The 24368-nt window shown below is 66.8% G+C and carries 25 protein-coding genes; 13 read left to right on the top strand and 12 right to left on the bottom strand.

The features are described 5' to 3' along the window. Nucleotides 1–219 (top strand): hypothetical protein (locus tag QZZ29_RS10085; protein ID WP_291382996.1); only part of this gene is annotated, 219 nt, incomplete at its 5' end. 7 nt (nucleotides 220–226) lie between these two features. Here the strand turns inward: QZZ29_RS10085 and QZZ29_RS10090 are convergent. Then, on the bottom strand, nucleotides 227–895 hold the full coding sequence (locus QZZ29_RS10090) for a DNA sulfur modification protein DndB (RefSeq protein WP_291382953.1): 669 nt from the start codon (nucleotides 893–895) through the stop codon (nucleotides 227–229). A gap of 116 nt (nucleotides 896–1011) precedes the next feature. After that, on the bottom strand, nucleotides 1012–1902 hold the full coding sequence (locus QZZ29_RS10095; RefSeq protein WP_291382955.1) for an HNH endonuclease: 891 nt from the start codon (nucleotides 1900–1902) through the stop codon (nucleotides 1012–1014). A gap of 80 nt (nucleotides 1903–1982) precedes the next feature. Between QZZ29_RS10095 and QZZ29_RS10100 the strand changes: the two genes are divergently transcribed. Together QZZ29_RS10100 and QZZ29_RS10105 are read left to right on the top strand one after the other, a co-directional pair. Further along, nucleotides 1983–2189 (top strand): CopG family transcriptional regulator, encoded by a 207-nt coding sequence (locus QZZ29_RS10100; RefSeq protein ID WP_291382958.1) that lies wholly within the window; start codon nucleotides 1983–1985, stop codon nucleotides 2187–2189. 3 nt (nucleotides 2190–2192) lie between these two features. Continuing rightward, nucleotides 2193–2567: a type II toxin-antitoxin system death-on-curing family toxin gene (locus QZZ29_RS10105; RefSeq protein WP_291382960.1), complete on the top strand. Its 375-nt coding sequence runs from the start codon at nucleotides 2193–2195 to the stop codon at nucleotides 2565–2567. Nucleotides 2568–2569: 2 nt separating this feature from the next. Here the strand turns inward: QZZ29_RS10105 and QZZ29_RS10110 are convergent, their stop codons facing one another. Then, on the bottom strand, nucleotides 2570–3532 hold the full coding sequence (locus QZZ29_RS10110) for a pyridoxal-phosphate dependent enzyme (RefSeq protein ID WP_291382962.1): 963 nt from the start codon (nucleotides 3530–3532) through the stop codon (nucleotides 2570–2572). Nucleotides 3533–3616: 84 nt separating this feature from the next. Between QZZ29_RS10110 and QZZ29_RS10115 the strand changes: the two genes are divergently transcribed. The 5 genes from QZZ29_RS10115 (at nucleotide 3617) to QZZ29_RS10135 (ending at nucleotide 9148) form a co-directional block, all read left to right on the top strand. After that, on the top strand, nucleotides 3617–4522 hold the full coding sequence (locus tag QZZ29_RS10115; RefSeq protein WP_291382964.1) for a LysR family transcriptional regulator: 906 nt from the start codon (nucleotides 3617–3619) through the stop codon (nucleotides 4520–4522). A 58-nt stretch (nucleotides 4523–4580) separates the two neighbouring features. Continuing rightward, nucleotides 4581–5411 carry an alpha/beta hydrolase gene (locus QZZ29_RS10120; protein WP_291382966.1) on the top strand — a complete coding sequence of 277 codons (831 nt, stop codon included), beginning with the start codon at nucleotides 4581–4583 and terminating at the stop codon, nucleotides 5409–5411. 67 nt (nucleotides 5412–5478) lie between these two features. Next, nucleotides 5479–6564, top strand: coding sequence for a branched-chain amino acid aminotransferase (locus tag QZZ29_RS10125; RefSeq protein WP_291382968.1), 1086 nt, complete (start codon nucleotides 5479–5481; stop codon nucleotides 6562–6564). Between the two features lie 70 nt (nucleotides 6565–6634). Then, entirely contained in the window at nucleotides 6635–8446 is a 1812-nt protein-coding gene (locus QZZ29_RS10130) for a long-chain fatty acid--CoA ligase (protein ID WP_291382970.1), read from the top strand. A gap of 45 nt (nucleotides 8447–8491) precedes the next feature. Continuing rightward, nucleotides 8492–9148 carry an NADPH-dependent F420 reductase gene (locus tag QZZ29_RS10135; RefSeq protein ID WP_291382972.1) on the top strand — a complete coding sequence of 219 codons (657 nt, stop codon included), beginning with the start codon at nucleotides 8492–8494 and terminating at the stop codon, nucleotides 9146–9148. Here the strand turns inward: QZZ29_RS10135 and QZZ29_RS10140 are convergent. Beyond that, the gene (locus QZZ29_RS10140) at nucleotides 9145–10407 is read right to left on the bottom strand and encodes an alpha-amylase family glycosyl hydrolase (protein ID WP_291382974.1); all 1263 of its coding nucleotides are present in this window, start codon (nucleotides 10405–10407) and stop codon (nucleotides 9145–9147) included. The genes QZZ29_RS10135 and QZZ29_RS10140 overlap by 4 nt on opposite strands. 102 nt (nucleotides 10408–10509) lie before the next feature. Between QZZ29_RS10140 and QZZ29_RS10145 the strand changes: the two genes are divergently transcribed. Continuing rightward, nucleotides 10510–11040 (top strand): SprT family zinc-dependent metalloprotease, encoded by a 531-nt coding sequence (locus tag QZZ29_RS10145; protein ID WP_291382976.1) that lies wholly within the window; start codon nucleotides 10510–10512, stop codon nucleotides 11038–11040. 9 nt (nucleotides 11041–11049) lie between these two features. Here the strand turns inward: QZZ29_RS10145 and QZZ29_RS10150 are convergent, their stop codons facing one another. Both QZZ29_RS10150 and QZZ29_RS10155 read right to left on the bottom strand, forming a co-directional pair. Beyond that, entirely contained in the window at nucleotides 11050–12267 is a 1218-nt protein-coding gene (locus QZZ29_RS10150; protein WP_291382978.1) for an EAL domain-containing response regulator, read from the bottom strand. Next, nucleotides 12264–14882 (bottom strand): PAS domain-containing sensor histidine kinase, encoded by a 2619-nt coding sequence (locus QZZ29_RS10155; protein WP_291382979.1) that lies wholly within the window; start codon nucleotides 14880–14882, stop codon nucleotides 12264–12266. Before QZZ29_RS10155 ends, QZZ29_RS10150 begins: the two co-directional genes overlap by 4 nt. Before the next feature lie 388 nt (nucleotides 14883–15270). Between QZZ29_RS10155 and cimA the strand changes: the two genes are divergently transcribed. Both cimA and QZZ29_RS10165 read left to right on the top strand, forming a co-directional pair. Then, entirely contained in the window at nucleotides 15271–16869 is a 1599-nt protein-coding gene (gene cimA, locus QZZ29_RS10160; protein ID WP_291382981.1) for a citramalate synthase, read from the top strand. A gap of 57 nt (nucleotides 16870–16926) precedes the next feature. Beyond that, nucleotides 16927–17988 carry a biotin/lipoate A/B protein ligase family protein gene (locus tag QZZ29_RS10165; RefSeq protein WP_291382983.1) on the top strand — a complete coding sequence of 354 codons (1062 nt, stop codon included), beginning with the start codon at nucleotides 16927–16929 and terminating at the stop codon, nucleotides 17986–17988. 11 nt (nucleotides 17989–17999) lie between these two features. Here the strand turns inward: QZZ29_RS10165 and QZZ29_RS10170 are convergent, their stop codons facing one another. The 3 genes from QZZ29_RS10170 to ybaK form a co-directional block, all read right to left on the bottom strand. Further along, nucleotides 18000–18725 (bottom strand): VIT family protein, encoded by a 726-nt coding sequence (locus QZZ29_RS10170; protein ID WP_291382985.1) that lies wholly within the window; start codon nucleotides 18723–18725, stop codon nucleotides 18000–18002. Between the two features lie 76 nt (nucleotides 18726–18801). Beyond that, the gene (locus QZZ29_RS10175) at nucleotides 18802–19527 is read right to left on the bottom strand and encodes a YggS family pyridoxal phosphate-dependent enzyme (RefSeq protein WP_291382987.1); all 726 of its coding nucleotides are present in this window, start codon (nucleotides 19525–19527) and stop codon (nucleotides 18802–18804) included. Beyond that, a complete protein-coding gene (gene ybaK / locus QZZ29_RS10180) occupies nucleotides 19528–20034 on the bottom strand; it encodes a Cys-tRNA(Pro) deacylase (protein WP_291382989.1) in 507 nt (168 codons plus the stop codon). A 219-nt stretch (nucleotides 20035–20253) separates the two neighbouring features. Between ybaK and rnhA the strand changes: the two genes are divergently transcribed. Both rnhA and QZZ29_RS10190 read left to right on the top strand, forming a co-directional pair. Beyond that, nucleotides 20254–20682: a ribonuclease HI gene (rnhA, locus tag QZZ29_RS10185; RefSeq protein ID WP_291382994.1), complete on the top strand. Its 429-nt coding sequence runs from the start codon at nucleotides 20254–20256 to the stop codon at nucleotides 20680–20682. Between the two features lie 131 nt (nucleotides 20683–20813). Further along, complete coding sequence (locus QZZ29_RS10190; RefSeq protein ID WP_291382990.1) at nucleotides 20814–22235, top strand: NAD-dependent malic enzyme; 1422 nt, start codon at nucleotides 20814–20816, stop codon at nucleotides 22233–22235. A gap of 38 nt (nucleotides 22236–22273) precedes the next feature. Here the strand turns inward: QZZ29_RS10190 and QZZ29_RS10195 are convergent, their stop codons facing one another. From QZZ29_RS10195 to QZZ29_RS10205, 3 genes are all read right to left on the bottom strand, one after another. Beyond that, the gene (locus tag QZZ29_RS10195) at nucleotides 22274–23176 is read right to left on the bottom strand and encodes a 3-methyladenine DNA glycosylase (protein ID WP_291382991.1); all 903 of its coding nucleotides are present in this window, start codon (nucleotides 23174–23176) and stop codon (nucleotides 22274–22276) included. A gap of 106 nt (nucleotides 23177–23282) precedes the next feature. Next, nucleotides 23283–23915 (bottom strand): CueP family metal-binding protein, encoded by a 633-nt coding sequence (locus QZZ29_RS10200; protein ID WP_291382992.1) that lies wholly within the window; start codon nucleotides 23913–23915, stop codon nucleotides 23283–23285. Nucleotides 23916–24099: 184 nt separating this feature from the next. Continuing rightward, nucleotides 24100–24368: hypothetical protein (locus QZZ29_RS10205; RefSeq protein WP_291382993.1), on the bottom strand; the 269-nt coding region annotated here is incomplete at its 5' end.

A 24368-nucleotide genomic window follows, 5' to 3' on the forward strand; every position in this document is an offset into this window, starting at 1 on the left:
CGGACTTTCAAGAAGCCGCATAACCCCGTGTCCACTGAACGGGGTCAGGGCCAGGACGCGAGTTCGGTCCTTGAGGTCCACGGTTGGCGGTCGAGGAGTTCGCGTTGCATGCTCGACCAGAACGATTCCATCCTTGCGTTATCCACGCTCGAGGCGGCCCTGCCCATCAGCACCTTCATGATCGAGGTGTTGCGACGACCAATTGGTCCGCCTCGGTAAGAAGGGGTCAAAATTCACTCGGCGTTGACAGGTCGAAGGCCGTCGTCGTCGACTTTGTGATTCCCTCGGCGTTCGTAGCGATATCGGTATAGAACTGCCGACTCTCGTCTCCAGGCACGCCCAGATAGGTCTCGGCAGTGATGTGTTCGGTGGCTAGTCGTTTGGCCAGTCCTCGATATCCGTGCAGTCTTGATTCCGCATACTTCATCGCGCGCGAGTCGCCGAGCAAGTGGGCCCGCTCCAGGGTCTTTTCAGAAGAGCGGAGGGCCGATGCAATACGATTCCCTGCAATGTCCCACCCAAGAGTTCGGTATTGCCCGTCAAGAATGGCGAGAACTCCGTTCACGTCAGATGGCATCTGCAACAGTCCGAGTTCAACCTCGCCGACGTGGCCCACCGCCGAGAACGCATCGGCCAGCATGGAGACGGTGTCGGGAAGAAGCGGCGGAGTGGCCCCGCACGTATTCGACATCCAGTAGTCAGCAAACGACTCGGCGTGCGCGCGGTCCACCGTGCGATTGTCGGGAAACTTGTGTGACGGATCTGGAATGGGGAGACAACGCCCGAGTTCGCCGATGGGCAGGGACACCACGAACACTTCGATCCCGCCGCGCTGATGGCGTTGTGTCGCGACTTCGAGATTCTCTGGGCGAAGCTCGTTTACTGGTTCAACCACCGCGCGTTTCCCCCGCCCCTTACGAATGGTGGTTCAGCTTTGCACTGTTCCAATGGGCCGGGCAACCGTCGAAAGGTGCTGGTGCGGGCTTCGCGATGTGTTGACCGCAAGATAGCTCATTGGGCGTCGAGGAATTCTTTGAACGTGAGATCCAACCGGTATGGGTCCGGACGCTTCTTCCGCTCCGGAAGCACCGTGAGCAGCTTGCCTTCGATCGCCTGGATGGCATGCACTAAGACGGGCCCGTCGTCCATCGCCAGAAGGCGCGGGCTCACATGTAGGCGGTAGTTCTCGTCGATGCCAATGCTCTTGGCGTCGTACGCGCGGTGGTGGATCGAGCACAGGGCAAGACCGTTCTCCACTACCGGCTGCCCATTCGGGTCCGTGTCGCCGCGGATGTGCGCCGCATCGAGCAGCGATGCCTCGGGGAGTGCGCAGATCGCGCACCTCGATGTGTAGGCGTCCATGACGATCATGCGGAATCGAGGCTGGTGAAGGCGCGTTCGTACGAGCCGGTCAATCCACATCCGCTCGATCTCGGCCTCGACCGCGCTGCCGGCTTCCGCGCGCTCGGCGAGTTCAACGGTGGCCGTCATGGCGCCCAGGTCAATGGCGGTGATGTAGACCTGCCCGATCAACAGGTATTGCTTGGGAATTGGCTTGTAGAAGTACAGGACCGGTACCCCATCCTCATGCGCTCGCACCAACTTCCCATTCGAGGGGTCGCGTCGGCCGTGCTTGTCGATGGCCAGTGGATAGGTCCAGACACCGGGCGCGATTTCGGTGTCGAGGTACCGGCCCTTTTCTGAGGTGACGATAGAGAGCGTCGTGGGCCAATCCTCTCGGTTGCGGATGCCGCGTCCCTGCGGGTCAACCAGAGGGAGTCGCTGGCCGTCGACGTCGTACCCGAGCAGGAACTCGCGGGAGACCGCCTGCGTTCCGCCCTTGGAGGCCACCAAGACATCTGCAAAGATTCGACGTCTGAGCTCCTCTGTGTCGGATGGCATGGACCTAGCTTGTCGGACTTACAGGCGAGAAGCTAGTCAGCCCTGGCGTCGTTTGATACCAAAGTGATACCATTACCCGCATGGCCATGACACTGCGCACCGATCCTGAGTTCGAGGCCGCGCTGGCATTCCTCGCGAAGCATGACGACGGCTCCAAGCAGGAGGCTGTTCGCCGGGCAGTCCTCGAACGTGCGGCGAGGCTGGGCCACGGCGATCGGGTTGCGGCGCTGTCCGCCGAATCGAAGGACCGCTGGGCCGACACGCTTCACCGCCTCGGCACTGTCTAGCTCATGACCGAATGGCTCACCCTCGAGGACCTGCTGTACCTCGCGGAAGACATCGGCGCGGGGCCCGTGCGCGACATCGGCCTCCTTGCGTCGGCGGCGATGCGACCTGCCACCACGCTGATGGGTGACGAGGCTTATCCAAGGATCGAGCTCAAGGCCGCCGCGCTCTTTCACTCCCTGGTGTGCAATCACGCGCTTGTGGACGGCAACAAGCGGCTCGGATGGCACGCAACGGTCGTGTTCCTTGCGCTCAACGGTGATGAGCCCGACCTCACGCAGGACGAGGCCTTTGAGTTCACCATGGCGGTGGCGTCAGGAAGCCTGCGAGATGTAGAGGCCATCGCGCCGCGGTTCGACGTGGTTGAGCGCCGGGGGTGAACCTACACCCCGACAGCAACCCGCCCGAGCCCGGCCATCTCCGACGCGCACGCGTTCCCGCCCGTACACGCGAACCCGACCACACCGGGTCGCGACGCATCGGCCAGCGCCCCGGCCAGGCCCGCTGCACCCGCGCCCTCGCACAGGGTGTGCGCCGCGGTGGCCATGAGCGACATCGCGTGCCGCAGGTCGTCGTCCGAGACCAGCAGGAAGTCGTCGAGCCGCTCGCGCATGATCGACTGCGGGAGCTCAAAGCCCGTGCCGGTCGCGAGCCCCGCGGCAAAGGTGTGGGCCTCAACAGCGACCACAGCGCCAGCGCGCCACGAGTCGTAGGCCGCCGACGCGCTCTCGGCCTGCACGCCCACCACGCGCACCGACGGGGCCAGGGCGTCGCGCACCAGCAGCGCACCGGCGAGGCCGGAGCCGGATCCCACGGGCACATACAGCGTCTCGATCTCGGGGTGCGACTGGAGCAGCTCCAGGTACACGGTGCCGTGGCCGTAGACGATCGCGGGCGTGTTGCCCGGGTTCACAAAGTGCAGTCCCTCGCGGGCCGCCAGGCTCACTGCGAAGTCTGCGGCCTGGGCCATGTCCGAGCCCTCCAGCAGGGCGCGCGCACCCCAGGCGCGCACGGCCTGCGCCTTGCCAAACGGCGTGCTGCGTGGCATCACGATGGTGGCCGCGACGCCTGCGCGCCCGGCGGCGTACGCCAAGGACTGCGCGTGGTTGCCGGTGGAGACCGTGATCAGTCCGGCGGCGCGCTCCGCGGGGGACAGGGTCGCCAGCAGGTTGAGCCCGCCGCGCACCTTGAAGGCGCCCGTGGGCTGGACGTTCTCGTGCTTGACGATGGCGCGGGAGCCCACGGCCGCGTCCAGCACCGGGTAGGACCAGGCGGGCGTGGGGGGCAGCAGGTCGCGTAGGCGTTCGGCCGCCGCGTAGACGCCGTCAACGGTGAGCTTCTCCATGCCTTGATGGTCGCGCACCAACTATGCATCGGTCCAATGATAGTTGTCGACCATACACATAGATGTCATTGATACAATGGGCGCATGATCGACGTCACCCGCCTTCAAGTGCTCGTGGCCCTGGCCAAGTACGGCACCGCATCGGCCGCCGCCGAGGCCCTGCATTACAGCCAGCCCACCGTGTCCCATCACCTCAAACGCCTCGAGGCCGAGACCGGCGCGATCCTCATGCGCCGCGTGGGAAGGGGCCTGGTGCTGACCGACGAGGGCACGCGCCTCGCGGCGAGGGGAGAGGAGATCCTCGGCCTCATGTCGCGCGCCTCCACCGAACTCGCGTCCGCCGTCTCCCTGCAGAGCGGCCACGTGCGGCTTGCGATCTTTCCGTCCGGCATGGCCACCCTCGCCCCGCGTATCGTCACCGAACTGGCGGCACGCCACCCCGGACTGCAACTCGACATCGTGGAGGCTGAGCCTCCTGAGGCGGAGCGCCTGCTGATCGAGGGCGCCGTGGACCTGGCCATCACCTTCACCTACCCCGATTACGAGTGCAGCGACGCGGTCACGTCGGAGGTGTTGGGCGAGGACCCGCTCTTCCTGGTGACGCCCCCGCGCAGGCACATCGACGGCACCATGGCGGTGACGGGCCTCGCGGCCTTCCAGGACGACGACTGGATGGCTGGCTGTGAGCGCTGCCGCGGCTACCTGGTGAGCGCGTGCGCCCAGGCAGATTTCACGCCCAACATCCGGTTCGCCTCCGACGACTATGTGGCGGTCCAGGCGCTCATCGCCGTGGGCCACGGGGTCACGATGCTTCCCGGCCTGGCACTCGCCGCGCACCGACATCCCGACGTCGAGGTGACCCGCGTCGAGGGAGCGGCCCGTTCCCTGCGGCTGATCTCGCTCGGCCGCCCGCCGCTGCCGCCGGCACTCGAGGCGGCGAGCCGCGTGATCCGCGAGGTGGTGACCGCCGCGGCGCCAGCGAGCGCCTGATGCGCCGTCATCGCCTGTTCCCACAGGTCTACGCCGCGGCCCGGCATAGGCTGGGACCGTGATTGTCAACGACCTTGAAACCGACCACGGCATCATCCGCTGGCGCGAGAGCGGCGACCCCGATGCCCCCATCGCCGTGATCTGGCATCACGGCACCCCCGGGATCGGCGCCCCGCCCGGCCCGCTCCTGGAGGCGTCGGAGGCGCGGGGCATCCGGTGGCTGGGCTTCGACCGGCCCGGTTACGGCGGCACCACCGCGTCGGATTCCTGGAGCATCGCTGACGCCGCGGCCATGGCGGCCAGCGTCGCCGATGCGGCAGGCGCAGGGGCCTTCGCCGTGGTCGGCCATTCCGGCGGGGGACCGCACGCGCTCGCGTGCGCGGCGTTGCTGGGCGAGCGCGTGACCGCGGCCATCTCGATCTCCGGACTCGCCCCCCATGACGCCGATGGCCTCGACTGGTACGCCGGCATGTACGAGGGCGGGGTGTCGGAGTTACGCACCGCCATCAACGGTCACGACGCCCTGCACCTGCTCCTGGAGGAATCGGACTACGACCCGGAGATGTTCACGCCCGAAGACCACGCCGCGCTCGAAGGCGAGTGGGACTGGTTCAACGGCATCGCCGCCGCAGGGACCGCCGAGGGCGTCCACGGGATGGTGGCCGACGACGTCGCCTACGTGAACGATTGGCGCTTCAGCCCCGCCGCCGTCACCCAGCCGACGCTGGTGGTGCACGGGACCGAGGACCGCATCGTCCCCGTGGCGCACGCGCACTGGCTGGCGGATCGCATCGCAGGCGCCGAACTGTGGGAGCGCCCCGGCGCCGGCCACCTGTCCGTGATGCACGCCGGAGAGCAGATGCTCGACTGGCTGGTGACCCACGCGTAGGCGGGTCCCCGAGGCGGCCCGGTAGGCGCTTTTGCCAGGGGTAGGGTGGCGGAATGGAGGCCAGCCGATGACCACATCCTTCGCGGTGACCCGCAATCCCGCCCCAGCGTCGGACGCCGACCGCGCCCGACTCATGGATTCCCCGCCCTTTGGCACGGTATTCACGGACCACATTGCCAAGGCCACGTGGACGCTCGACGGCGGTTGGGGCGACCACCGAGTCGAACCCTTCTCCGACCTCACGCTCCACCCGGCCGCGCTGGTGCTGCACTACGGCCAGCAGGTGTTCGAGGGTCTCAAGGCGTACCGCTGGGCCGACGGTTCGGTCCACCTGTTCAGGCCCGAGGCGAACGCGGCCAGGCTCGCGGCATCGGCGCGCAGACTCGCGCTGCCCGAGCTTCCCCAAGGGGACTTCCTGGCGTCGATCGATACCCTCCTGAGTGTGGACGCCGCGTGGGTGCCGGGGGAGCCGGAGACCAGCCTGTACCTGCGGCCCACGATGATCGGCACCGAGGCATGCCTGGGCGTGCGCCCGTCCCTGACGGTCGAGTACATGCTGCTGGCCTCGCCCGTGGGCGCCTACTTTGCGGGCGGCGTGAAGCCGGTGTCGATCTGGGTGGCGCAGGGCTTCCACCGCGCGGGCGCCGGCGGCACCGGGCAGGCCAAGACTGCCGGAAACTACGCGGCGTCCATGCTTCCGCAGCAGCAGGCTCAAGACCACGGCTGCGGGCAGGTGCTGTTCTTGGACGCACGCGAGGACAGGTACATCGAGGAGCTGGGCGGTATGAACGTGTTCGCGGTGCTGGCCGACGGCTCGGTGGTGACCCCGCGCGTCACCGGCACCATCCTCGAGGGTGTCACGCGGGACTCGATCATCGACCTGCTGCGCCACGACGGTCGCGAGGTGGTCGAGCGCGACATCGAGCTCGAGGAGCTGCGCGCGGGCGTGTCCCGCGGCGAGGTGGTCGAGGTCTTTGCGTGCGGCACGGCGGCCGTGGTGACCCCCGTGGCACGGCTCGTGTCGCCCGATTTCGACCTCACGGTGGGCGAGGGAGAACCGGGCGAGGTCACGATGACGGTGCGCGAGCGGCTCACGGGCATTCAGTACGGGCGATTCGACGACGCCTTCGGTTGGATGCGGACCGTCGGCTGACGCTCGGCTCTGGGTGAAATTGGTCCCCGGGACACTCGTAACTTACGGCCCCGTAGGTTACGCTCTGGGTATGACCCGCACAGTGTTGTCGTCACCCGGTTTGGCCGTCACCCCCGAGCGGATGCACGTGGCCGCCATGCTCGCGGACCGGGTGGCCGCGGACCCGGATCGCGTCTTCGCGGAAGTGAAAGATGACCAGGGGGAATGGTCCCCGGTGACCTTGGGCGAGTTCTCCAGCGGTGTCCGTGGCGTGGCCAAGGGATTGATGGCCGCTGGGGTGGGGCTGGGCGACCGCGTCGGCATCGTGGGCGACACCCGCATCGAGTGGTCGATCATGGACTTCGCAATCTTCACCGCCGGGGCCGTGACGGTCCCGATCTACCCCTCGTCCTCCTCCTCCCAATTCGACTGGATCCTGTCCGACGCCGGGATTCGGGTGGTCGCCGCAGAGAAGCCCGAGAACCGGGAGAGCCTCGCGGCGCTCGACAACGCGCCCGCAATCTTCGGCCTCGACGCGGCCGCAATGGACGAACTCGCGCTCCTGGGCCAAGGCATCTCCGATGCCGAACTCGACGCCCGCACGGAGAACGTCACCCTCAAGGACCTCGCCACGATCATCTACACGTCCGGCACCACGGGCAGACCCAAGGGAGCCATGCTCACGCACGGCAACCTGGTGGAGCACTCCAGGAACGTCAAGCTCGACCAGGACTTTGGCGGCTTTGTGCAGGGCGAGACGCGGGTGCTACTGTTCCTGCCGCTCGCGCACGTGTTTGCGCGCTTCGCGATGCTGGTCGCCCTGCAAGGGGGAGCGGTGATCGGCTATTCACCCACCCACAAGACGCTCGCCGCGGACCTCAAGAGCTTCCGGCCCACCTGGATGCCGCTCGTGCCACGCGTGCTCGAGACCATCTACAACCGGGCCGACACCTCGATGCATGGCGTGCGCAAGACGCTCTTCCGCTGGTCAGCGGGGGTCGCCCGTGAGATGTCTATTGCCCGGGAGCACGGCGGCGCCGGCGCCTCACTCAAGGTTCGCTACGCCGTCGCCGACCGATTGGTCCTGGGCAAGATCCGTCACCTGCTGGGCGGCCAACTGGCCTACGTGCTCTCTGGCGGCGCGCGCCTCACGCCCGAGGTGGGGCATTTCTTCCGCGGGCTTGGCGTGGAGGTGTTGCAGGGCTATGGGCTCACCGAGACCACGGCCGCGCACTCGGGTTCTCCAGATAAGACGGGAATCATGGGCACGGTGGGCAAGCCCATCGCCGGCGGCATGCTCACCTTGGCCGACGACGGCGAGATCCTGACCAAGGGCATCAACACCTTCGCGGGCTACTGGAACGCGCCCGAGCTCACCGCCGAGGTCATGCGTGACGGCTGGTTCGCCACGGGCGATCTGGGCGAAATCAAGGACGGCGCGCTCACGATCGTGGGCCGCAAGAAGGAACTGCTGGTGCTGTCCTCGGGCAAGAACGTGCAGCCCGCGGTGCTCGAGGATGCCATGCGCTCGCACCCCGCCATCCAGGACACGGTGGTGGTGGGGGAGGGACGCCACTTTGTGTCCGCCCTGGTCGCGCTGGACGAGACGCTGTTGGGGGCCTGGCTGACCGCGCACAAGTTGCCCGAGATGGACGTCGGGCAGGCCTCGGTGAACGAGCGCGTGCGTGAATTGGTGGGTCGCGCGATCGCGGCCGCCAACGAGCACGTCTCTCGCGCTGAATCGATCCGTGAGTACCGGATCCTGCCGCGGGGACTTGAGGAGGCTCGCGAGGAGATGACCGCGTCGCTCAAGATCCGCCGCGAGGTGATCCTCACCCACTTCTCCGACGTGGTGGAAGAGATCTACTCCCGCACGATGCCGACGCAGGGCGGCTCCGCATGACCCAGCGCCGGGAATCACGCACGGGTCTCAGTCGTTGATGACCGCGTGACTACTCTCGCAACCATCGGTGCCGGCAATATCGGCACCAACGTCGCCCTGGCTGCCATTCAAGCCGGCTACGACGTCGTCCTGTCCAATTCACGCGGTCCCGAGTCGTTGTCGGCCGTCATTGCGGAGCTCGGCCCCATGGCCCGCGCGGCCACGATTGACGAGGCTGCGGCTGCGGGAGACATCGTGCTGGTGGCGATCCCGCTGGCGAGCATCGGCGCCATCCCGGCCGCACCGCTCGCCGGCAAGATCGTCGTGGATGCCAACAACTACTACCCGCAGCGCGACGGCCGCATTGCAAGCCTCGACGCCAACGAGACCACCACCTCAGAGATGCTGCAGGCGCATCTTCCCGACAGCCACGTGGTGAAGGCGTTCAACAACATCTACGCCGCCCAGATCCCGACCGACGGCGGCCCCAAGGGCGCTCCCGGCCGGCGCGCACTGCCCATCGCGGGCAACGACGCCGACGCGAAGGCGACCGTGGCTGCCCTGTTGGATGACTTCGGGTACGACGCGGTGGACCTGGGTCCCCTGAGCGAGTCGTGGCGCGTCGAGCGGGACACGCTCGCCTACGGACAGGAGACCACCGCAGACCAACTGCGCGACCTCGCGGCGCGCACCCCACGAGTTCAGCAGGTTCAGCGGGTCTAGGCGGGATTGGCCGCCGCGACCGTGACATGCGGGACGGCGGCCAGGTCCACGTCCACGCGTAGCGCCTCTGACGTGAGCGCGCCGCGCACCACGTAGGTCATGCGCTCGTTCTCGAGCTTCTCCACGGTGACGGTTCCCCGCACCAGCCACGGGTGCGCCTTCCTGAGCGCGATCGCTTCCCGGTGTGCGTGCAGCACGCGGGCGGCGTCCACGGTCTGCGCCCAACCCGCCGGGGGAGTGGGCGGATACTCGGGGCGCACGGCGTCGTCCCCGCCCGCGCGCTCCTCCTTGACGCCCACCGCGCCCACCTCGTCGCCGTAGTAGATGAACGGCGTGCCCGGGAGCGTCATGAGCAGCCACAAGGCGGCGATCGCGCCGTCGACGCCAAGGCGCGAGGCGATGCGCGTGACGTCGTGATTACCCACGAACGTCGCAGGCGTGAAGGATTCACAGAACTCGCCGTGGCGCGTGAGCGTCCAGTCGAGCTCGAACAGGTTGTGCTCGGTCAGCGCACTCCAGATCGACTTCCATAGCTCGTATTGGGTCACGGTGTCCACGCCGGAGGACTCCACAAATCCCGTGTAGTCCCCGTGGATCACCTCGCCCAGGAACCATGCGTCGGGATGGGTCTCGTGCACGGCGCCGATGCTGCGGGCCCAAAATTCGTCGGGCACGGCGTAGGCCGCGTCGAGGCGCCAACCCGCGGCGCCGCGGTCGATCCACAGGCACATGATGTCGGCCACCTCGTCCACCACGTGCTGCGAGGAGTGGTTCAGCGTGACCAGCTGGTCATGCCCCTCGAAGCTCCGCAGCTGTGCCGTCCCCGCGGACCAGTCCACGGCGACCATCGCGTCGGCCGCGCCCTGGGGCCCCGCTGCAAGCGCGTCCCTCACCCACCGGTGGTCCACGCCCACGTGGTTGAACACGCCGTCCAGCATGAGCGCAATGTCCCGGTCGCGGCAGGCGGATGCGAGCGCCAGAAAGTCGTCCAGGTCCCCCAGCCGCGGATCGATGGCGCGGTGGTCGAGCGTGTCGTAGCCGTGGGTCGAGGAGTCGAAGATGGGCCCGAGCAGCAGGCCGGTGAAGCCGAGCTCGGCGGCGTAGTCGAGCCACGCCGTGATGCGGCGCAGGCCCTCGCCCGGAACCGCTGGGACCGGCGTGGCCGTGGCATTGTCCGGCGTGCCTGCGGAGTTTGTGATGGGTGTGCCCGCAAACCCAAGCGGGTAGACGTGCCACCAGACGCGATCGCTGAACGGCATGGCGATCCTCCTTCGGGTGGGTCTCGACGGCATTGCCGAGTGAAGAAGTATTCCACAGGGCCGCCGCGCGAGCGCCACCGGGCGGCGTACCCTGATCCCACCATGACCGCGGACCTTCCCGACTTCACCGTCACTCGCAAGCGCATCAAGACCCTGCGCCTGACGGTAAGGGCCCCTCACGGGGAGGTGGTGGTCAGCGCGCCCCCGCACGTGCGCGAGTCCGCCATCACGGCATTTGTCGCGGACAAGGCGGCCTGGATTGCGAAGCACCAAGAGCGCATCGCGACCAGGCCACCGCCCCTCAAGCCCGGGCCGGAGGCCGAGGCGCTACGTGAGCAACTGAAGAATGCGGCACCCCCGCTGGTCGCACGCTGGGCGGCGGCGATGGGCCTGCAAACACCGGACATCACCGTTCGTCGGATGACCTCCCGGTGGGGAACCTGCAACACCCAGACCAAGCGCATCACCCTCAATTTGGAACTGGCGCGACGGGACCCGGCCTTGCTCGAGTACGTGATCGTCCACGAGCTCGCGCACCTGATCGAACGTCGCCACAACGCCCTCTTCTATGCGGTGATGGACGCCTACCTGCCGGACTGGCGGTTGCGACGGCGAGCGCTCAACGCGAGCTAGGACGGCGCCTCAAGGAGTGGGAGGAACGCCGATTGCTCCTTCCGCGAGCCACTTCTCCAGCGCCGCCTCCGGCATGGGGTAAGCGATGTAATACCCCTGCGCGGAGTCGCATCCCAGCGCTGTCAACGTCTCGAGCGCGGCTGCGGTCTCGACTCCCTCGGCCGTGCAGTCGAGACCAAGACCTTGTGCGAGTTGCAACATCGACTTCACCATGACCTCGGCCGCGAGCGACTCGCCCAGGTCTTGAACGAACGACCGGTCGATCTTGACCTCGCTGACCGGCAGGGTGGACAGCTGGGCCATCGAGGAATACCCCGTGCCAAAGTCGTCGATCGACAATTGGAAACCGTCGAGCCGGAGTCTCGTGAGGACCTCGAGCGACCCCGCCTCGTCGGCCACAGCGCTGGTCTCCGTGACCTCCAGCACGACCCGCCCGGGCGGGACGTGGGCGAGGGAGCATGCCGCGAGAAGCCGCTCGCCCAATTCAGGACCGGTGAGTTCGGTTGCGGAGATGTTGATCGCAAGGTGTTCGGTCGTATGGAATCGCGACCGGGCGAACCACGCGAGCGCGGTCGCACTCACGCGGTCAGTGACGAGTCCCACCAGCCCGAGACTCTCGGCTCGCGGGATGAACGCGGTGGGAGGGATGAGGCCGAGCTGGGGATGATGCCAGCGCACCAGGGCCTCATATCCTGCAACGTTGCCGTCACGGCACGAGACCTTGGGTTGATACACCACTGACAGGTGATCGCCCTCGGCGGCGTCGCGGAGTTCCCGCGCGAGCGTGGGCGCGTCCCACGAATCGATGATGCTCACACTCGGCTCGGGCGCTTCCCTGGCGTGCGCGCCAGCGTTGAGCACGTTGGCGACATCCGCCCTGCGGAAGGGCTTCTGGAGCACGCCCCCGTACGCGAGCCCGCTTGCTGCCGCGAATTGCCTGGCAGAATCAAGAATCTTGCTGCCCATCCCGCTGGCAATCACCACGATGGCGTCGGATTCCATCTCCGCAAGCCTCTTCAACACGGCAAGACCGTCGACCTCGCCCATCACCAGGTCCACCACCGCGAACGTGGGCTCCCAGTCGCGCGCCAGCGTGTAGAACTCCTCGGGGCTGTCCGTGACCTTCGCTTCGAAACCCGCGGCCCGCGAATGGGCGACCATCACTGCGCCGACGAGGTGATCGTCGTCGATGATGAGGACTCTGCCACGAGGGTTCAAGGGGCTCACGACACTTCCGATCTGGGGGGCAGAATCAACTCGCCCACGCGGTGTAAGAGGTCTTGAGCCGAATACGGCTTGGTGAGGAGGTGTACTCCGGGGTCAAGCCTGCCGTTGTGCAGCACCACGTTCTCCGTGTACCCGGACGCGTACAGGGTGGGCGTGCCCGGCCGCAGTTCGACTACCGCATCCGCGAGCTCCCGGCCGGTCATTCCTCCTGCCATGATGACGTCCGTGAACAGCAGATCGACCCGATCCATCGACTGCAGGACCTCGAGCGCCTCCGGCCCGGACCCCGCCTCGACCACCTCGTAGCCGCTCGATCGCAACCGATCCACGGCAAACCGACGCACCAGGTCGTCGTCTTCGGCTACCAGGATCTTGCCGGAGGCGACGTGCTGACGGCGGGCCGATGTCGACGGGGCGGCGGGCGCGGCGGCGGTGGTGGCGACGGGGAGATAGATCTTGAAGGTGCTCCCCTGGCCGGTTTCGGAATACACCGTCACGTGTCCGCCGCTTTGCTTGACAAAGCCCCAGACCATGGCGAGTCCCAGGCCCGATCCCTGTCCCATCTCCTTGGTCGTGAAGAACGGGTCGAAGAGTTTTCCGATGTCCAGGGGCGAGATTCCCTCGCCGGAATCGGTCACCGATGTGACGACGTACGTGCCAGGCGACACCTCGCCATGTGAGGTGACATACGTCTCGTCAAAGGTGGTGTGTGACACCTCGATCATGAGCGCGCCGCCGTGGGGCATCGCGTCTCGAGCGTTGATCGCGAGGTTGAGCACGGCGTTGTCGAATTGTCCCGGATCTACCTCGGCCAGGAACTGGCCTCGCGCTGAGGTCACCTGCAATGAGATGTGGTCGCCGAGAGTGCGCCGCAACAACGGCTCGAGACCGAGCAACTTCTCGGCCAGGTCCACCGATCGCGGCTCCAAGGGTTGGCGGCGCGCGAACGCGAGAAGTCGGTGCGTCAACTCGGCGCCCCGCTCGGCGGCGGTCCCGATCATCGTGACCATCTCGCGCGCCTCGCCTTGGACCTCGTCATCGTCTGCCAAGGCATCGGCGCCGCCCAGCACCACTGTCAGGAGGTTATTGAAGTCGTGCGCGATTCCGCCCGTGAGTTGGCCTATGGCCTCCAATCGCTGAGACTGGGACAATTGCTCAGAAAGGCGCCGCACCTCCGTGGTGTCGCGCGCAAATATCGTGAGGCCCACGGCGCTCGGGGCGATCGAAATATCGATCCACATGTCTAGGGTTTCGGCGCGGTACGTCAGATGCTCAGGAGTGCCATGGTTCATGGCCCGCTCCATCACGCGGTATGGCTCGCTCAACTTGAAGCCCGGGCCGACATCGTCGAGCACGTGCCCCACAAGCTCTTCTCGCGTGCGGCTCAGGAGTCGCTCGGCACTTGAGTTGATGTAGATGATCCGCCAATCCCTGTCGATGGCACAGACGGCTTCGCTCATGCTTTCTAAGATGATCTCGCGATCGGCGGCGAGTTTGTCCGCCTCCTCGCGCAGATGTCGATTCGCGTCGACGTTGATGGAGGTGCCCCACCACCGGATGATCGTGCCTGCATCGTCTAGTTCAGGCTGGGCGGCCAAGTGGTGCCATCTGTACACGCCGTCCGCTCCCCTGACCCGGTACTCAATGTCGTAGGCCTTACCCGTCTCGAGGGATTCTGTCCACGCGGCAACCACGGCGTCGAGGTCCCGCGGATCGACCGCAGAACTCCACTTGTCACCCAGCAGGCCTTCGGGTGCCGATCCGGTGTATTCCACCAGCGCATCGTTGAAGTATTCGATGTTGCCTTGTGGGTCGGCGGTCCACACGATGATGGGCAGCGACCGCGTCAGCTGTGCGAGCCGGTTGTGTTGGTCAGACGCCGCGAGCTCCACTTGCTTCCAGGTCGTGATGTCCTGGACCGTGCCGTGGACGCTGGCCACCGAGTCCTCACCCAGGCGAACCCTCTCGCCCATTTTCACAACCCATCGCGGTGCGCGCCCTGGCGGGTTGATGCGCAGCTCCTCACGGAAGGGGATTCCACGTTCCCACGCTGCGTCGACGCTCTCCATCAGCACCTTGGCGTCCGTCGGATCCAGTTGTCCCAGAACCTCGCTCGTCAGTGGGCGCGTTCCGGGGGTGAATCCGTGCATCTCGGCGGCTGTCTCCGACAGAGTCATGCGGTCGTCGTCTACGTCGATCGACCACGTGCCGATCGCGGCGATCTCGCTCGCTGCGGCCAGCATGCGCTGGTCCGCGGAACGGCCTTCCTCTGCGACGCTTAGCTTGCGCACCAACTCCATGTTCTCGACCTCACGCGCCACGATAAGCGCGATGAACAGCGCCGACAGTCCAATGACCATTGTGGCTAGCCCGCGCTCGAGGACGTGCGCCGTGGCCTCATCTGAACGAATGTCGCTGTACCCGATGAGGATTCCGAGCCACGCCAGCGCAATCATGCCGAGCGCCGTCCACACCACGGTCCTCACGGACCGGGATAGCCCCGACACAAGGACCACCACCACGTAGAGGCCCACCACGTTGTAGTCGGCGGGCAGCACGATGTCCACCGCAAATACGGTGAGGGTTGCGGCCCCCCCGAAGGTCGCAAGGAGCACCCTTCGCAGACTCACCGGCGCCCGTTTCTGGTCCGTCAAGGTGTGCCCACCGATTCTCGCATGAGGGTATCGACCTGACCGTTTGACACCGCAGATATTCGCTCGCACACGAACATACAGTTCATACTAGGAGCGATCTTCACTCAAAGCGGTAGTTCGTGTGAGATCAAGCACAGACCAGCGGGGATGATCTGCTCAGGGTTCAGCGGAAATGAATGGTGCGAACGCGGCTCATCGCCGAGTGGTGTGCCACAATGAAGGCGATGTACACCGCAATCATCATTCCGTAGCGCGTCGGGAACCCCGACGCGCAGCCTCCCGACGTCTTGGGGGGCTTTTTTGTTGGGATGATGGCAGCGCGGAGCACCTTTGGAACGAGGAGACGACCATGGCGGATCTCACCGTCGAGATCTACGACACCACCCTGCGTGACGGCGCCCAGCAAGAGGGCATGAACCTCTCGGTGGCCGACAAGATGGCGATAGCGGCACTGTTGGACGAACTCGGCGTGGGCGTGATCGAGGGCGGCTGGCCAGGAGCCGTCCCCAAGGACACCGAGTTCTTCGCTCTCGTCAACAAGGAACTCACCTTTGCCCACGCCCAGTTCGCGGCGTTCGGCATGACGCGGCGCGGCGGCACCACCGCGGCCAACGACCCGCAGGTGAGGGCACTGCTCGACTCCGAGGCGCCCATCGTGACGCTGGTCGCCAAGTCCGACATTCGCCACGCGGAGCGCGCGCTGCGTGTCAGCGGCGACGAAAACCTGAGGATGATCGAGGAGACGGTCGCGTTCCTGGTTGATGAGGGACGCCGGGTCATCCTGGACGCCGAGCACTTCTTTGACGGTTACCGCTTTGACGGGGACTACGCGGTGAAGGCGTTGCTGGCCGCTCAGGCGGGGGGAGCGTCGGCGCTGGTGCTATGCGACACGAACGGCGGCATGCTCCCCGACGACGTCACCCGCATCGTCACCGATGTGGCTTCCCGCACCGACTGCGCCCTCGGCATGCACGCGCACAACGATTCGGGCTGCGCGGTGGCGAACACCATGGCGGCGGTCGCGACCGGCGTCACCCACGTGCAGGGCTGCGTCAACGGCTACGGCGAGCGCACCGGCAACGCCGACCTCATAGCAGTGGCCGCGAACCTCGAGATCAAGCGCGGCATGATCGCGCTCGAGGGCGACGGACTCAGGGAGTCCACCCGCATCGCCCACGCGATCTCCGAGATCACCAACATCGCGCCGTTCCCTCGCCAGCCGTACGTGGGCGCGTCGGCGTTCGCGCACAAGGCCGGACTGCACGCCTCCGCGATCAAGGTGGACCCGGACCTCTACCAGCACACGGATCCGTCTCGCGTGGGCAACGACATGCGCATGCTGGTGTCGGAAATGGCTGGCCGCGCCTCCGTCGAGCTCAAGGGCAAGGAGCTGGGTTTCGACCTCGCCGGCCAGTCCGAGCTGCTGGGCCGCGTCACCGACCGCGTCAAGAACGCGGAGGCCGCCGGCTACACCTTCGACGCGGCCGACGCCTCGTTCGATCTGCTGCTCCGCTCCGAGATCGGCGGCATGCCCTCCTATTGGACCGTCGAGTCATGGAAGGTGAACGTCGCGTCCGCCCCCTCCGACCCGACCGACGCGGACGCGGAAGCCGTTGTCAAACTGCGCATGGGAGGCGACCGCCGGGTCACCACCGTCGGCGAGGGCAACGGACCCGTCAACGCGCTGGACCACGCTCTGCGCGGGGCGCTCACATCGGTGTACCCCGAGATCGAACGGTTCGAGCTGACCGACTTCAAGGTGCGCATCATGGACGCGTCGCACGGCACGGACGCAGTGACGCGCGTGCTCATCACCACGGTGGATACCGAGACCGGCATCTCGTGGCGCACCGTGGGCGTGGGGCCCAACATTATTGAGGCTTCATGGGAGGCGCTCACCGATGCGCTGCTCTACGGGCTCCTCAAGGCAAACGTCGCGCCCCACTAGTGCGTCATCGGCCGCCGGCGGGCGGGCGGCTCCTGGCGAGAGGGGACAATGGACACCGTGCATGGTGAATACAAGATTCCTGGTGGCAAGCTCGTGGTCGCCGACATCGAGACGCACGGCGACGGCGCCGATGCCGCGGTGAGTGGCGCGGTGATTTCGGGGGACTTCTTCTTGGAACCCCCGGAGGCGCTACCAGCCATGAACGCGTCGCTCGTCGGCCTGCCCGCCACCGCATCGGTAGCGGACATGACGGCCGCGCTGACGCGCGCGGCGGGGCCCGGCGCCCAGCTCATCGGCTTCAGTCCCGAGGCGGTCGCGATCGCGGTACGCCGTGCGCTCGGCCACGCCACCAGTTGGCACGACCACACCTTCGACGTGATCCACGACGTTCCGCGCGAGCCTCATCTGCAGATGGCGCTCGACGATGTGATCGCCAAGGAGGTTGGCGCGGGCAGGCGCGGCCCGGCCCTGCGGATCTGGGAGTGGGAGCGCAACACCGTCGTGATCGGCTCCTTCCAGTCCGTGCGCAACGAGATCGACCCCGAGGGTGCGGCCGCGCACCACATCACCGTGACGCGTCGCGTCTCGGGCGGCGGCGCGATGTTCATCCAGCCGGGCAACACCATCACCTACTCCCTCTACGTACCCACCTCCCTGGTGGAGGGGCTGAGTTTTGAGCAGTCGTACGCCTTTCTGGACGACTGGGTGCTCGGGGCGTTGCGCGAGCTCGGGATTCATGCCACCTACGTGCCGCTCAACGACATCGCTTCGCCCGCGGGCAAGATCGCGGGCGCCGCGCAGAAGCGGTACACCTCGGGCGCAGTCCTTCACCACGTCACCATGGCCTACGACATCGACGCCGACGCGATGCTGCAGGTGTTGCGCATCGGCCGGGAGAAGCTGTCGGACAAGGGCACCAAGAGCGCCAACAAGCGCGTGGACCCGTTGCGCAGCCAGACCGGCATGACGCGCGAGGCGATCATCGAGTCGTTCCTGGGTCACTTCGCGTCGCACTACACGACGGTTGCGGGCGCCGTGACCGACGCGGAGGTCGAGAAGGCTCACGTCCTCGTCGGGCAGAGGTTCTCCACGCCGGAGTGGATCAACGTGGTCCCTTAGACGACAGCCCCCTAGACGACGGCGTTACCTACCACGAGGCCGATGCCGTAGGTGATGGCCATGGCGGTCGTGCCGCCGATCATGTTGCGGATGACCGCCCGGGGAACTGGTGCGTATCCCACCCGAGCGGACGCGTATCCGGTGCCCGCCAGCGCCGCCAACACGGCGACAAAGGTGACCGGGATGCGCAGGTGGTCGGGGAGCAGCAGGATGGTGAGCAACGGCGCGATGCCACCGAGAGTGAACGCGATCAGGGACGCAATGCCGGCAGCGAGCGGATTCGTCAACTCGTCCGGGTCTATCCCGAGGTGCATTTTGGCGTGAATCGTCAGCGGATCGTGGTTGTGTTGTTCCCTGGCGGCCTGCCGGGCGGTGGTCTCCGACATTCCGGTTTCCATGTTGAGCCGCACCAACTGCTCGAGTTCCCACTCGGGGCGGGCGTGCTGCCAGATGCGTTCCCTCGCCAGTTGGGCGTCCTCGGCGTCACGCTGGCTGGACACCGACACGTACTCGCCCACGCCCATCGACAGCGCACCCGCCGCGATGCCCGCCATGGCGGCCGTGAAGATCACGTTCGCGTCCGTCGTCGCGGCGGCGACACCCACCAGCAGGGCGGCAATCGACACAATGCCGTCGTTCGCTCCCAGCACTCCGGCGCGCAACCAGTTCAGTCGCGAGGAGATATCTGCCTCGTCGGGACCGCGGAACAGATCCGCCTTGTGCGTGGATTTTGCCATGAGCAGAAGATTACCGTCGCGCGGGCCCGGCAACCACAAAGGGTGCCCTTCGTTGGGGTGCCGCGCGCCTTGTGGATTAGGCGCGGCGTTGACCCATCACGGCGGTGCCCACGCGCACGATCGTCGCACCCTCCGCTATCGCCCACTCGAGATCAGCGGACATGCCCATCGACAGTTCCCAGGCGTCCTTCAACGGTAGTTCGCCGCGCTCGGACTTGACCAGCGCCTCGTCGCGAAGGGCGCTCAGCCGCGCGTACCCTGCGCGCACCGCCGACTCGTCGGGCGAGTTGAGGCCGATCGTCATGAAACCGATCACCGTGAGCGCGGGCAAACCCTGCACCTTCGCCCCCAGGGCGAGCGCCTCCTCCGGAGACACCCCGGCCTTGGTGGATTCGCCGGAGACGTTGACCTGGATCATCACATCCAGTTGTCGCTCGGCCTCGACGCACAGCCGTGACAGTCGCTCGGCCAGCCGGAGCGAGTCGACGGTCTGTACGCAGTCCGCCCATTGCACCGCAATGGCGGCCTTGTTGCGTTGCAGTTGACCGATCACGTGAATCTTCGCGCCCGCGCTCCTCAGGGCCGCACCCTTGGCATCGAGTTCCTGCATCCGCGACTCGCCCACGATTCTCGCGCCCGCACGTACCACCGCGACAGCCGCGTCGGCGTCGGCCGTCTTGGTGGCCACCAACAGCCGGACACCGGAGCCCAAGCGACCGCTCATCGACTCGGCGGCGTGGATGCGCGCCTTGACGCCGGCGATGCGCGCCGCAAGCTCGGGTGTGGTGGGGTCGTCGACCACTTAGGAGTCCTTCGCGATCGGTCCCACCACGGCGCGCGTGATGCGTACCAGGTCGCGGGGGGATAAGCCGATGTCGAGGCCGCGCCGGCCGCCGGACACGTAGACCGTGTCGTACAGTTCGGCGGTCTCGTCGAGCGCCGTGGGCAGCTGTTTGCGTTGCCCGATGGGGGAGATGCCGCCCACCACGTAGCCAGACGAACGTTCCGCGTCCGCCGGTGGTGCCATCCGCGCCTTCTTGCCGCCCAGCGCGTGTGCAAGAGCCTTGAGGTCCAGCTGTCCGCTCACGGGAACGATGCCCACACACAGCCGGTCGTCCACGTAGGCGCACAGGGTCTTGAAGACCTGGCCCGGATCCACGCCCAGTGCGGCGGCGGCCTCGAGGCCATAGCCCAGGTCGCTTGCGGGGTCATGCTCGTAGGCGTGCAGGGTGTGCGCGGTGTGCGTGGCAACCAGCGCCGCCACGGCGGGCGTGGCTGCGTGCGCGTGCTTGTCCGCATGCTTCGACATGGCTCCATTGTGCCGCCGCCGACCACTCCTGTGATCGAGCCGTCGCGTCAGCACCGCAAATCGACTGTCGTCTCGGCTGGCGTGCGGGGGCACGGAAGCGATTGTCGTTTCGCGGTGCTCACGCGACGCGGCACGCTCGAGTTGACGCGGCACGCTCGAGTTGACGCGGCTGGCCGGTAGTGTGTCGGCGTGAACACGGACAGCCTGCCAGCGGTCGACATGTGGACCGACGGCGCCTGCAAGGGCAATCCCGGCATTGGCGGCTGGGGAGCGTGGATGCGCTTCGGCGACCATGAAAAGGAGCTGTCAGGGGGCGCGGCCCACACCACCAACAACGTCATGGAGCTGACGGCGGTGATCGAGGGGCTCAAGGCGCTCAACGAGCCGTGCTCCGTCACGTTGCACGTGGACTCGACGTACGTCATGAACGGCATCAATACCTGGATCGCGGGTTGGAAGCGCAACGGCTGGAAGACCGCAGCCAAAAAGCCGGTCAAGAACCAGGAACTGTGGCAGGAGCTCGACGCGCAAGTCGCCCGTCACCAGGTCTCTTGGGTCTGGGTGAAGGGCCACGCCGGGGACCCAGGCAATGAACGTGCCGATGAACTCGCCAACAGGGGCGTCGACGAGGTGCGTGCGCGGGCCTAGTCGCGGGCGCTAGCCGGTCAGCGGCCGGCACCACTTGCTCGATGAAGCCAGGCACGAGCGGATCGGTGGTCCGCCACGCATGTACACGAGGGAAGATGGAAGTACTTGCGAGGAATCGGGATTATAGGAGTATGAGCAATCCCCTCCCCACAGTGTCTAACTCGATCACCGTTCGGCTCGAGCTTCCGGCTCGGCCCACGGCCGTGAGCGAACTCACCACCGTCATTGAGAGCATCGGGGGACTGGTCACCGGGCTGGACGTCACGGCCTCCGGTCATGAGCGACTGCAGGTGGATGTGACGGCGGCGGCACGGGACGCCGATCATGCCGATGCGATCGTGGTAGCGATGCGCGCCGTCCACGGTGTGGAGATCGGCAAGGTGAGCGACCGCACGTTCCTGATGCACCTGGGCGGCAAGCTCCGCATCGAATCCAAGGTGCCGATCCGCAACCGCGACGACATGTCCATGGTGTACACGCCGGGGGTGGCGCGGGTGTGTATGGCGATTGCCAAGAACCCCGACGATGCCCGCAGGCTGACCATCAAGCGCAACACGATCGCGGTGGTGACCGATGGGAGCGCGGTGCTGGGTCTTGGCAATATCGGCCCGCTGGCCGCCATGCCCGTCATGGAGGGCAAGGCGGCCCTGTTCAAGCGGTTCGGCGGCATCGACGCCTTCCCCATTTGCCTCGACACTCAGGATGTCGATGAGATCGTGGCGGCGGTCAAGGCCATCGCACCCGTCTTCGCGGGCATCAACCTCGAGGACATTTCTGCCCCGCGGTGCTTTGAGGTCGAGGCGCGGCTACGTGCCGAACTCGACCTCCCGGTCTTCCACGACGACCAGCACGGCACCGCGATCGTGGTGCTGGCCGCGCTGCGCAACGCCCTGCGGGTGGTTGGCAAGGACCTGAGCACGGTGAGGATCGTGCAGAGCGGAGCCGGCGCCGCCGGTACCGCGGTCCTGAAGCTGCTGATGAAGGCGGGCGCCACCGACATCGTGGTTGCCGACCGCCGCGGCGCAATCCACAGTGCGCGCGAGGATATCGCCCGCAATGGGCACGAGAATCTGATCTGGCTCGCCGAGAACACCAACAAAGCAGGGGTCCAAGGCACGCTCAAGGAAGTCATCGCCGGGGCCGACGTCTTCATCGGCGTCTCGGCGCCCAACCTGCTCACCGGCGACGACATCGCCACCATGAACCATGACGCGATCGTGTTCGCCTTGGCCAATCCCGATCCCGAGGTGAATATCGCTGAAGCCTCGAAGCACGCGGCCGTGGTCGCTTCAGGACGTAGCGACACCGCCAACCAGATCAACAACGTGCTGGCCTTCCCCGGCGTGTTCAGGGGACTGCTCGACGCCCAGAGTCACGAGGTGACCGACGACATCCTGTTTGCGGCCGCCAACGCCCTTGCGAACATCATCGGCGAGGACGAACTCAACGCGGCCTACATCGTGCCCAGCGTCTTCCACCCGGACGTTGTCAAGGTGGTGGCCGCTGCGGTCGAGGCAGCGGCAAGAGCGGGGATGGTAGCTTCGACCGCGTGACGCGGGCCGTGCACAGCGCGCCATCACGTGTGCGCACTCTAAGAGCGGGCCGCCTCGCCAGCGGGTGAGCCGACTGACGCTCGCATGTGGTCCACGGAGGCGACGATGCGGGACCGAAGGTCCGCACCGCGCCTGGCAAAGTTTGCCTGAAGTTCCGCGTACTCGCGCTTGCCTTCGAGCGTCTCGACGGCGATCGGCTCCAGGCCGTACCCCGAGACGTCGTAGGGCGAGGCCCGCAAGTCCACCCTGCGAATTTCCAGGGCCATGCCGAAGGCTTCGAGTTCAAGTTCAGAGGGGATCGCCGGCGCCAACTTCATCGCCCACCGATACAGGTCCATGTTGGCGTGCAGGCATCCAGGTTGCTCAAGATCGAGCTGGGTGGCGCGCGTGGGCTGCAGCGCGTTCAGCGGCGCAGCTTCGGGTGTGAAGAAGCGGAACGCGTCGAAGTGTGAGCAGGAGATCGGGTTAGCCTCGACAACGGCGTCGGTCCCGGCCCGGCCCAGACGCAGGGGGAGTGGGTGGCGGCGGTCCTCGCCTGCGCGGTACACCATCGCCCACTCGTGAAGACCGAAGCAGCCAAGCCGTGCCGGCCGAGACGCGGTGGCAGCCAACAGTCTCGTGATGTGGGCGACACCCTCGCCGCGTGCCTCCAGGAAGGCGTCGAGATCGACCGATGTGCCGCGCGCCTCAGTGCGGTAGAACTTCCAGCCGGCGTGTTCGGGGGCGTCTTCGAGGACGGTTCCGGCACCCGGGTGCCAGCGCCGCAGGCGCGATGGCCTGGTGGGGTAGTACTCGTAGAGAAAGTCTTCGATGGCGTGCTTCTCGCCTCGGCCGGCGCGGTGGCGGTGTCCGGCGGTCAGTGCGTCGGCGCGGTCTGCGTGCGCCGATGCGAGCGGTTCCCACTCGGAGCGGGGGAGCACGGTGGCGCTCGCGTGAATCACCCACCCATTGTCTCAGCGCTTGTTCGGAGAGACCGCACGGGTGAGCCGCCGCGCCCGCTGCCTCCCGGTGCCGAGGCGATCCGGGAGGCAGTGACCAAGAAGGTGACTAGCTGAGCTGCATGGTGGTCACGCAGGTGGCGTCGTCGTCGCCCTTGGTGGAGAGGTCACTGGTCGCAGAGCGGCCGTCGTACTCGATCGTCACCGTGACGTCAGGACCACGCGGCAACCACAGCCCGACGAACCCGTTGTCGTACGTCGTCCGTGTCTCGTCGATCAGGATCTCACCGGAGGCCGCGTCCGTCACGAGCACGTGGACGTCGCTGTTCTGGATCTCGCCCTTGCAGGTGGTGAGGCTGTGGAAGTAGCAGTCGTGTGTCTGGTCGATGTAGGGGGCGATGGACACGTAGAACGTGTCTTCGGGAATCGCGAGGGCAATTTCGCGTTGCTGGTCGTCCGTGAGGAGCAGTTCGTGGGGCCGGACGGAGGCCATGAGCGTGCCCGGCCGGTCGACTACGGCGAGCGCGTCGAGCGTGTCGATGACCTGTCGGGCGTCGAGTCCAGCCAAGCCGTAGTCGGCCATCATCTGGTCGCGAGCCTGAGGGCTCCCGCCGTCCGCTGAGGCGTCCGGCGTGGTCCGGTCTCCCGGTGCGCAGGCCGACAGGACAAGAGCGGCAACGATGGCGAGCGCGAGCCCGGCGACGCCGCGCCCCGAGGTGTGGTGGGTGGAGTGCTGTGACATGAGTGGTCCTTCTGTTGAACGGTGGCTCCCGTGGCGTCGTCACGCAAGGGCGGCGACGGCGAGAACGGAAAGGCACGGCGGTACGTGTGGCCGGCGGCGGTCCATGAGACCGGTGAGAGGCGTGCGGAACCCACGAGCGTGCGTCACAGGCGCGCGTGTGGAATGCCGCGGGGCTCGTGACTGCTCACGTCCGACTGACGCACAAGGCATAAAGATTGGGCGTCTGAGGCGCTGACAGTGCCGCGAGGCGGTCGCGAGCCACCCACCGTCGGCCGGTCAGTGCGAAAGAGGGTTGCTGTGGCCGCGCCGTGAGCCGCATCACGGCGATCACGAACAGGACCAGCGCACAGGCAAAGGCGGCGCCGTCCAGATCTGCGCCGCACGTGGCGCACGTGGCATCCGACGGGTAGCTTCCCGGCGAGGGGTGCCCGACGTGACCGGCGACGATGGGCT

The organism is Demequina sp. (genome assembly GCF_016278765.1).
Lineage (GTDB): Bacteria > Actinomycetota > Actinomycetes > Actinomycetales > Demequinaceae > Demequina.

Coding starts and splice junctions, on each gene's coding strand:
- QZZ29_RS10190 (WP_291382990.1), top strand. CDS start 20,814: ATGAGCAATCCCCTCCCCACAGTGTCTAACTCGATCACCGTTCGGCTC.
- QZZ29_RS10170 (WP_291382985.1), bottom strand. CDS start 18,725: ATGGCAAAATCCACGCACAAGGCGGATCTGTTCCGCGGTCCCGACGAG.
- QZZ29_RS10105 (WP_291382960.1), top strand. CDS start 2,193: ATGACCGAATGGCTCACCCTCGAGGACCTGCTGTACCTCGCGGAAGAC.
- QZZ29_RS10110 (WP_291382962.1), bottom strand. CDS start 3,532: ATGGAGAAGCTCACCGTTGACGGCGTCTACGCGGCGGCCGAACGCCTA.
- QZZ29_RS10200 (WP_291382992.1), bottom strand. CDS start 23,915: ATGTCACAGCACTCCACCCACCACACCTCGGGGCGCGGCGTCGCCGGG.
- QZZ29_RS10145 (WP_291382976.1), top strand. CDS start 10,510: ATGACCGCGGACCTTCCCGACTTCACCGTCACTCGCAAGCGCATCAAG.
- QZZ29_RS10115 (WP_291382964.1), top strand. CDS start 3,617: ATGATCGACGTCACCCGCCTTCAAGTGCTCGTGGCCCTGGCCAAGTAC.
- rnhA (WP_291382994.1), top strand. CDS start 20,254: ATGTGGACCGACGGCGCCTGCAAGGGCAATCCCGGCATTGGCGGCTGG.
- QZZ29_RS10125 (WP_291382968.1), top strand. CDS start 5,479: ATGACCACATCCTTCGCGGTGACCCGCAATCCCGCCCCAGCGTCGGAC.
- QZZ29_RS10095 (WP_291382955.1), bottom strand. CDS start 1,902: ATGCCATCCGACACAGAGGAGCTCAGACGTCGAATCTTTGCAGATGTC.
- cimA (WP_291382981.1), top strand. CDS start 15,271: ATGGCGGATCTCACCGTCGAGATCTACGACACCACCCTGCGTGACGGC.
- QZZ29_RS10130 (WP_291382970.1), top strand. CDS start 6,635: ATGACCCGCACAGTGTTGTCGTCACCCGGTTTGGCCGTCACCCCCGAG.
- QZZ29_RS10100 (WP_291382958.1), top strand. CDS start 1,983: ATGGCCATGACACTGCGCACCGATCCTGAGTTCGAGGCCGCGCTGGCA.
- QZZ29_RS10140 (WP_291382974.1), bottom strand. CDS start 10,407: ATGCCGTTCAGCGATCGCGTCTGGTGGCACGTCTACCCGCTTGGGTTT.
- ybaK (WP_291382989.1), bottom strand. CDS start 20,034: ATGTCGAAGCATGCGGACAAGCACGCGCACGCAGCCACGCCCGCCGTG.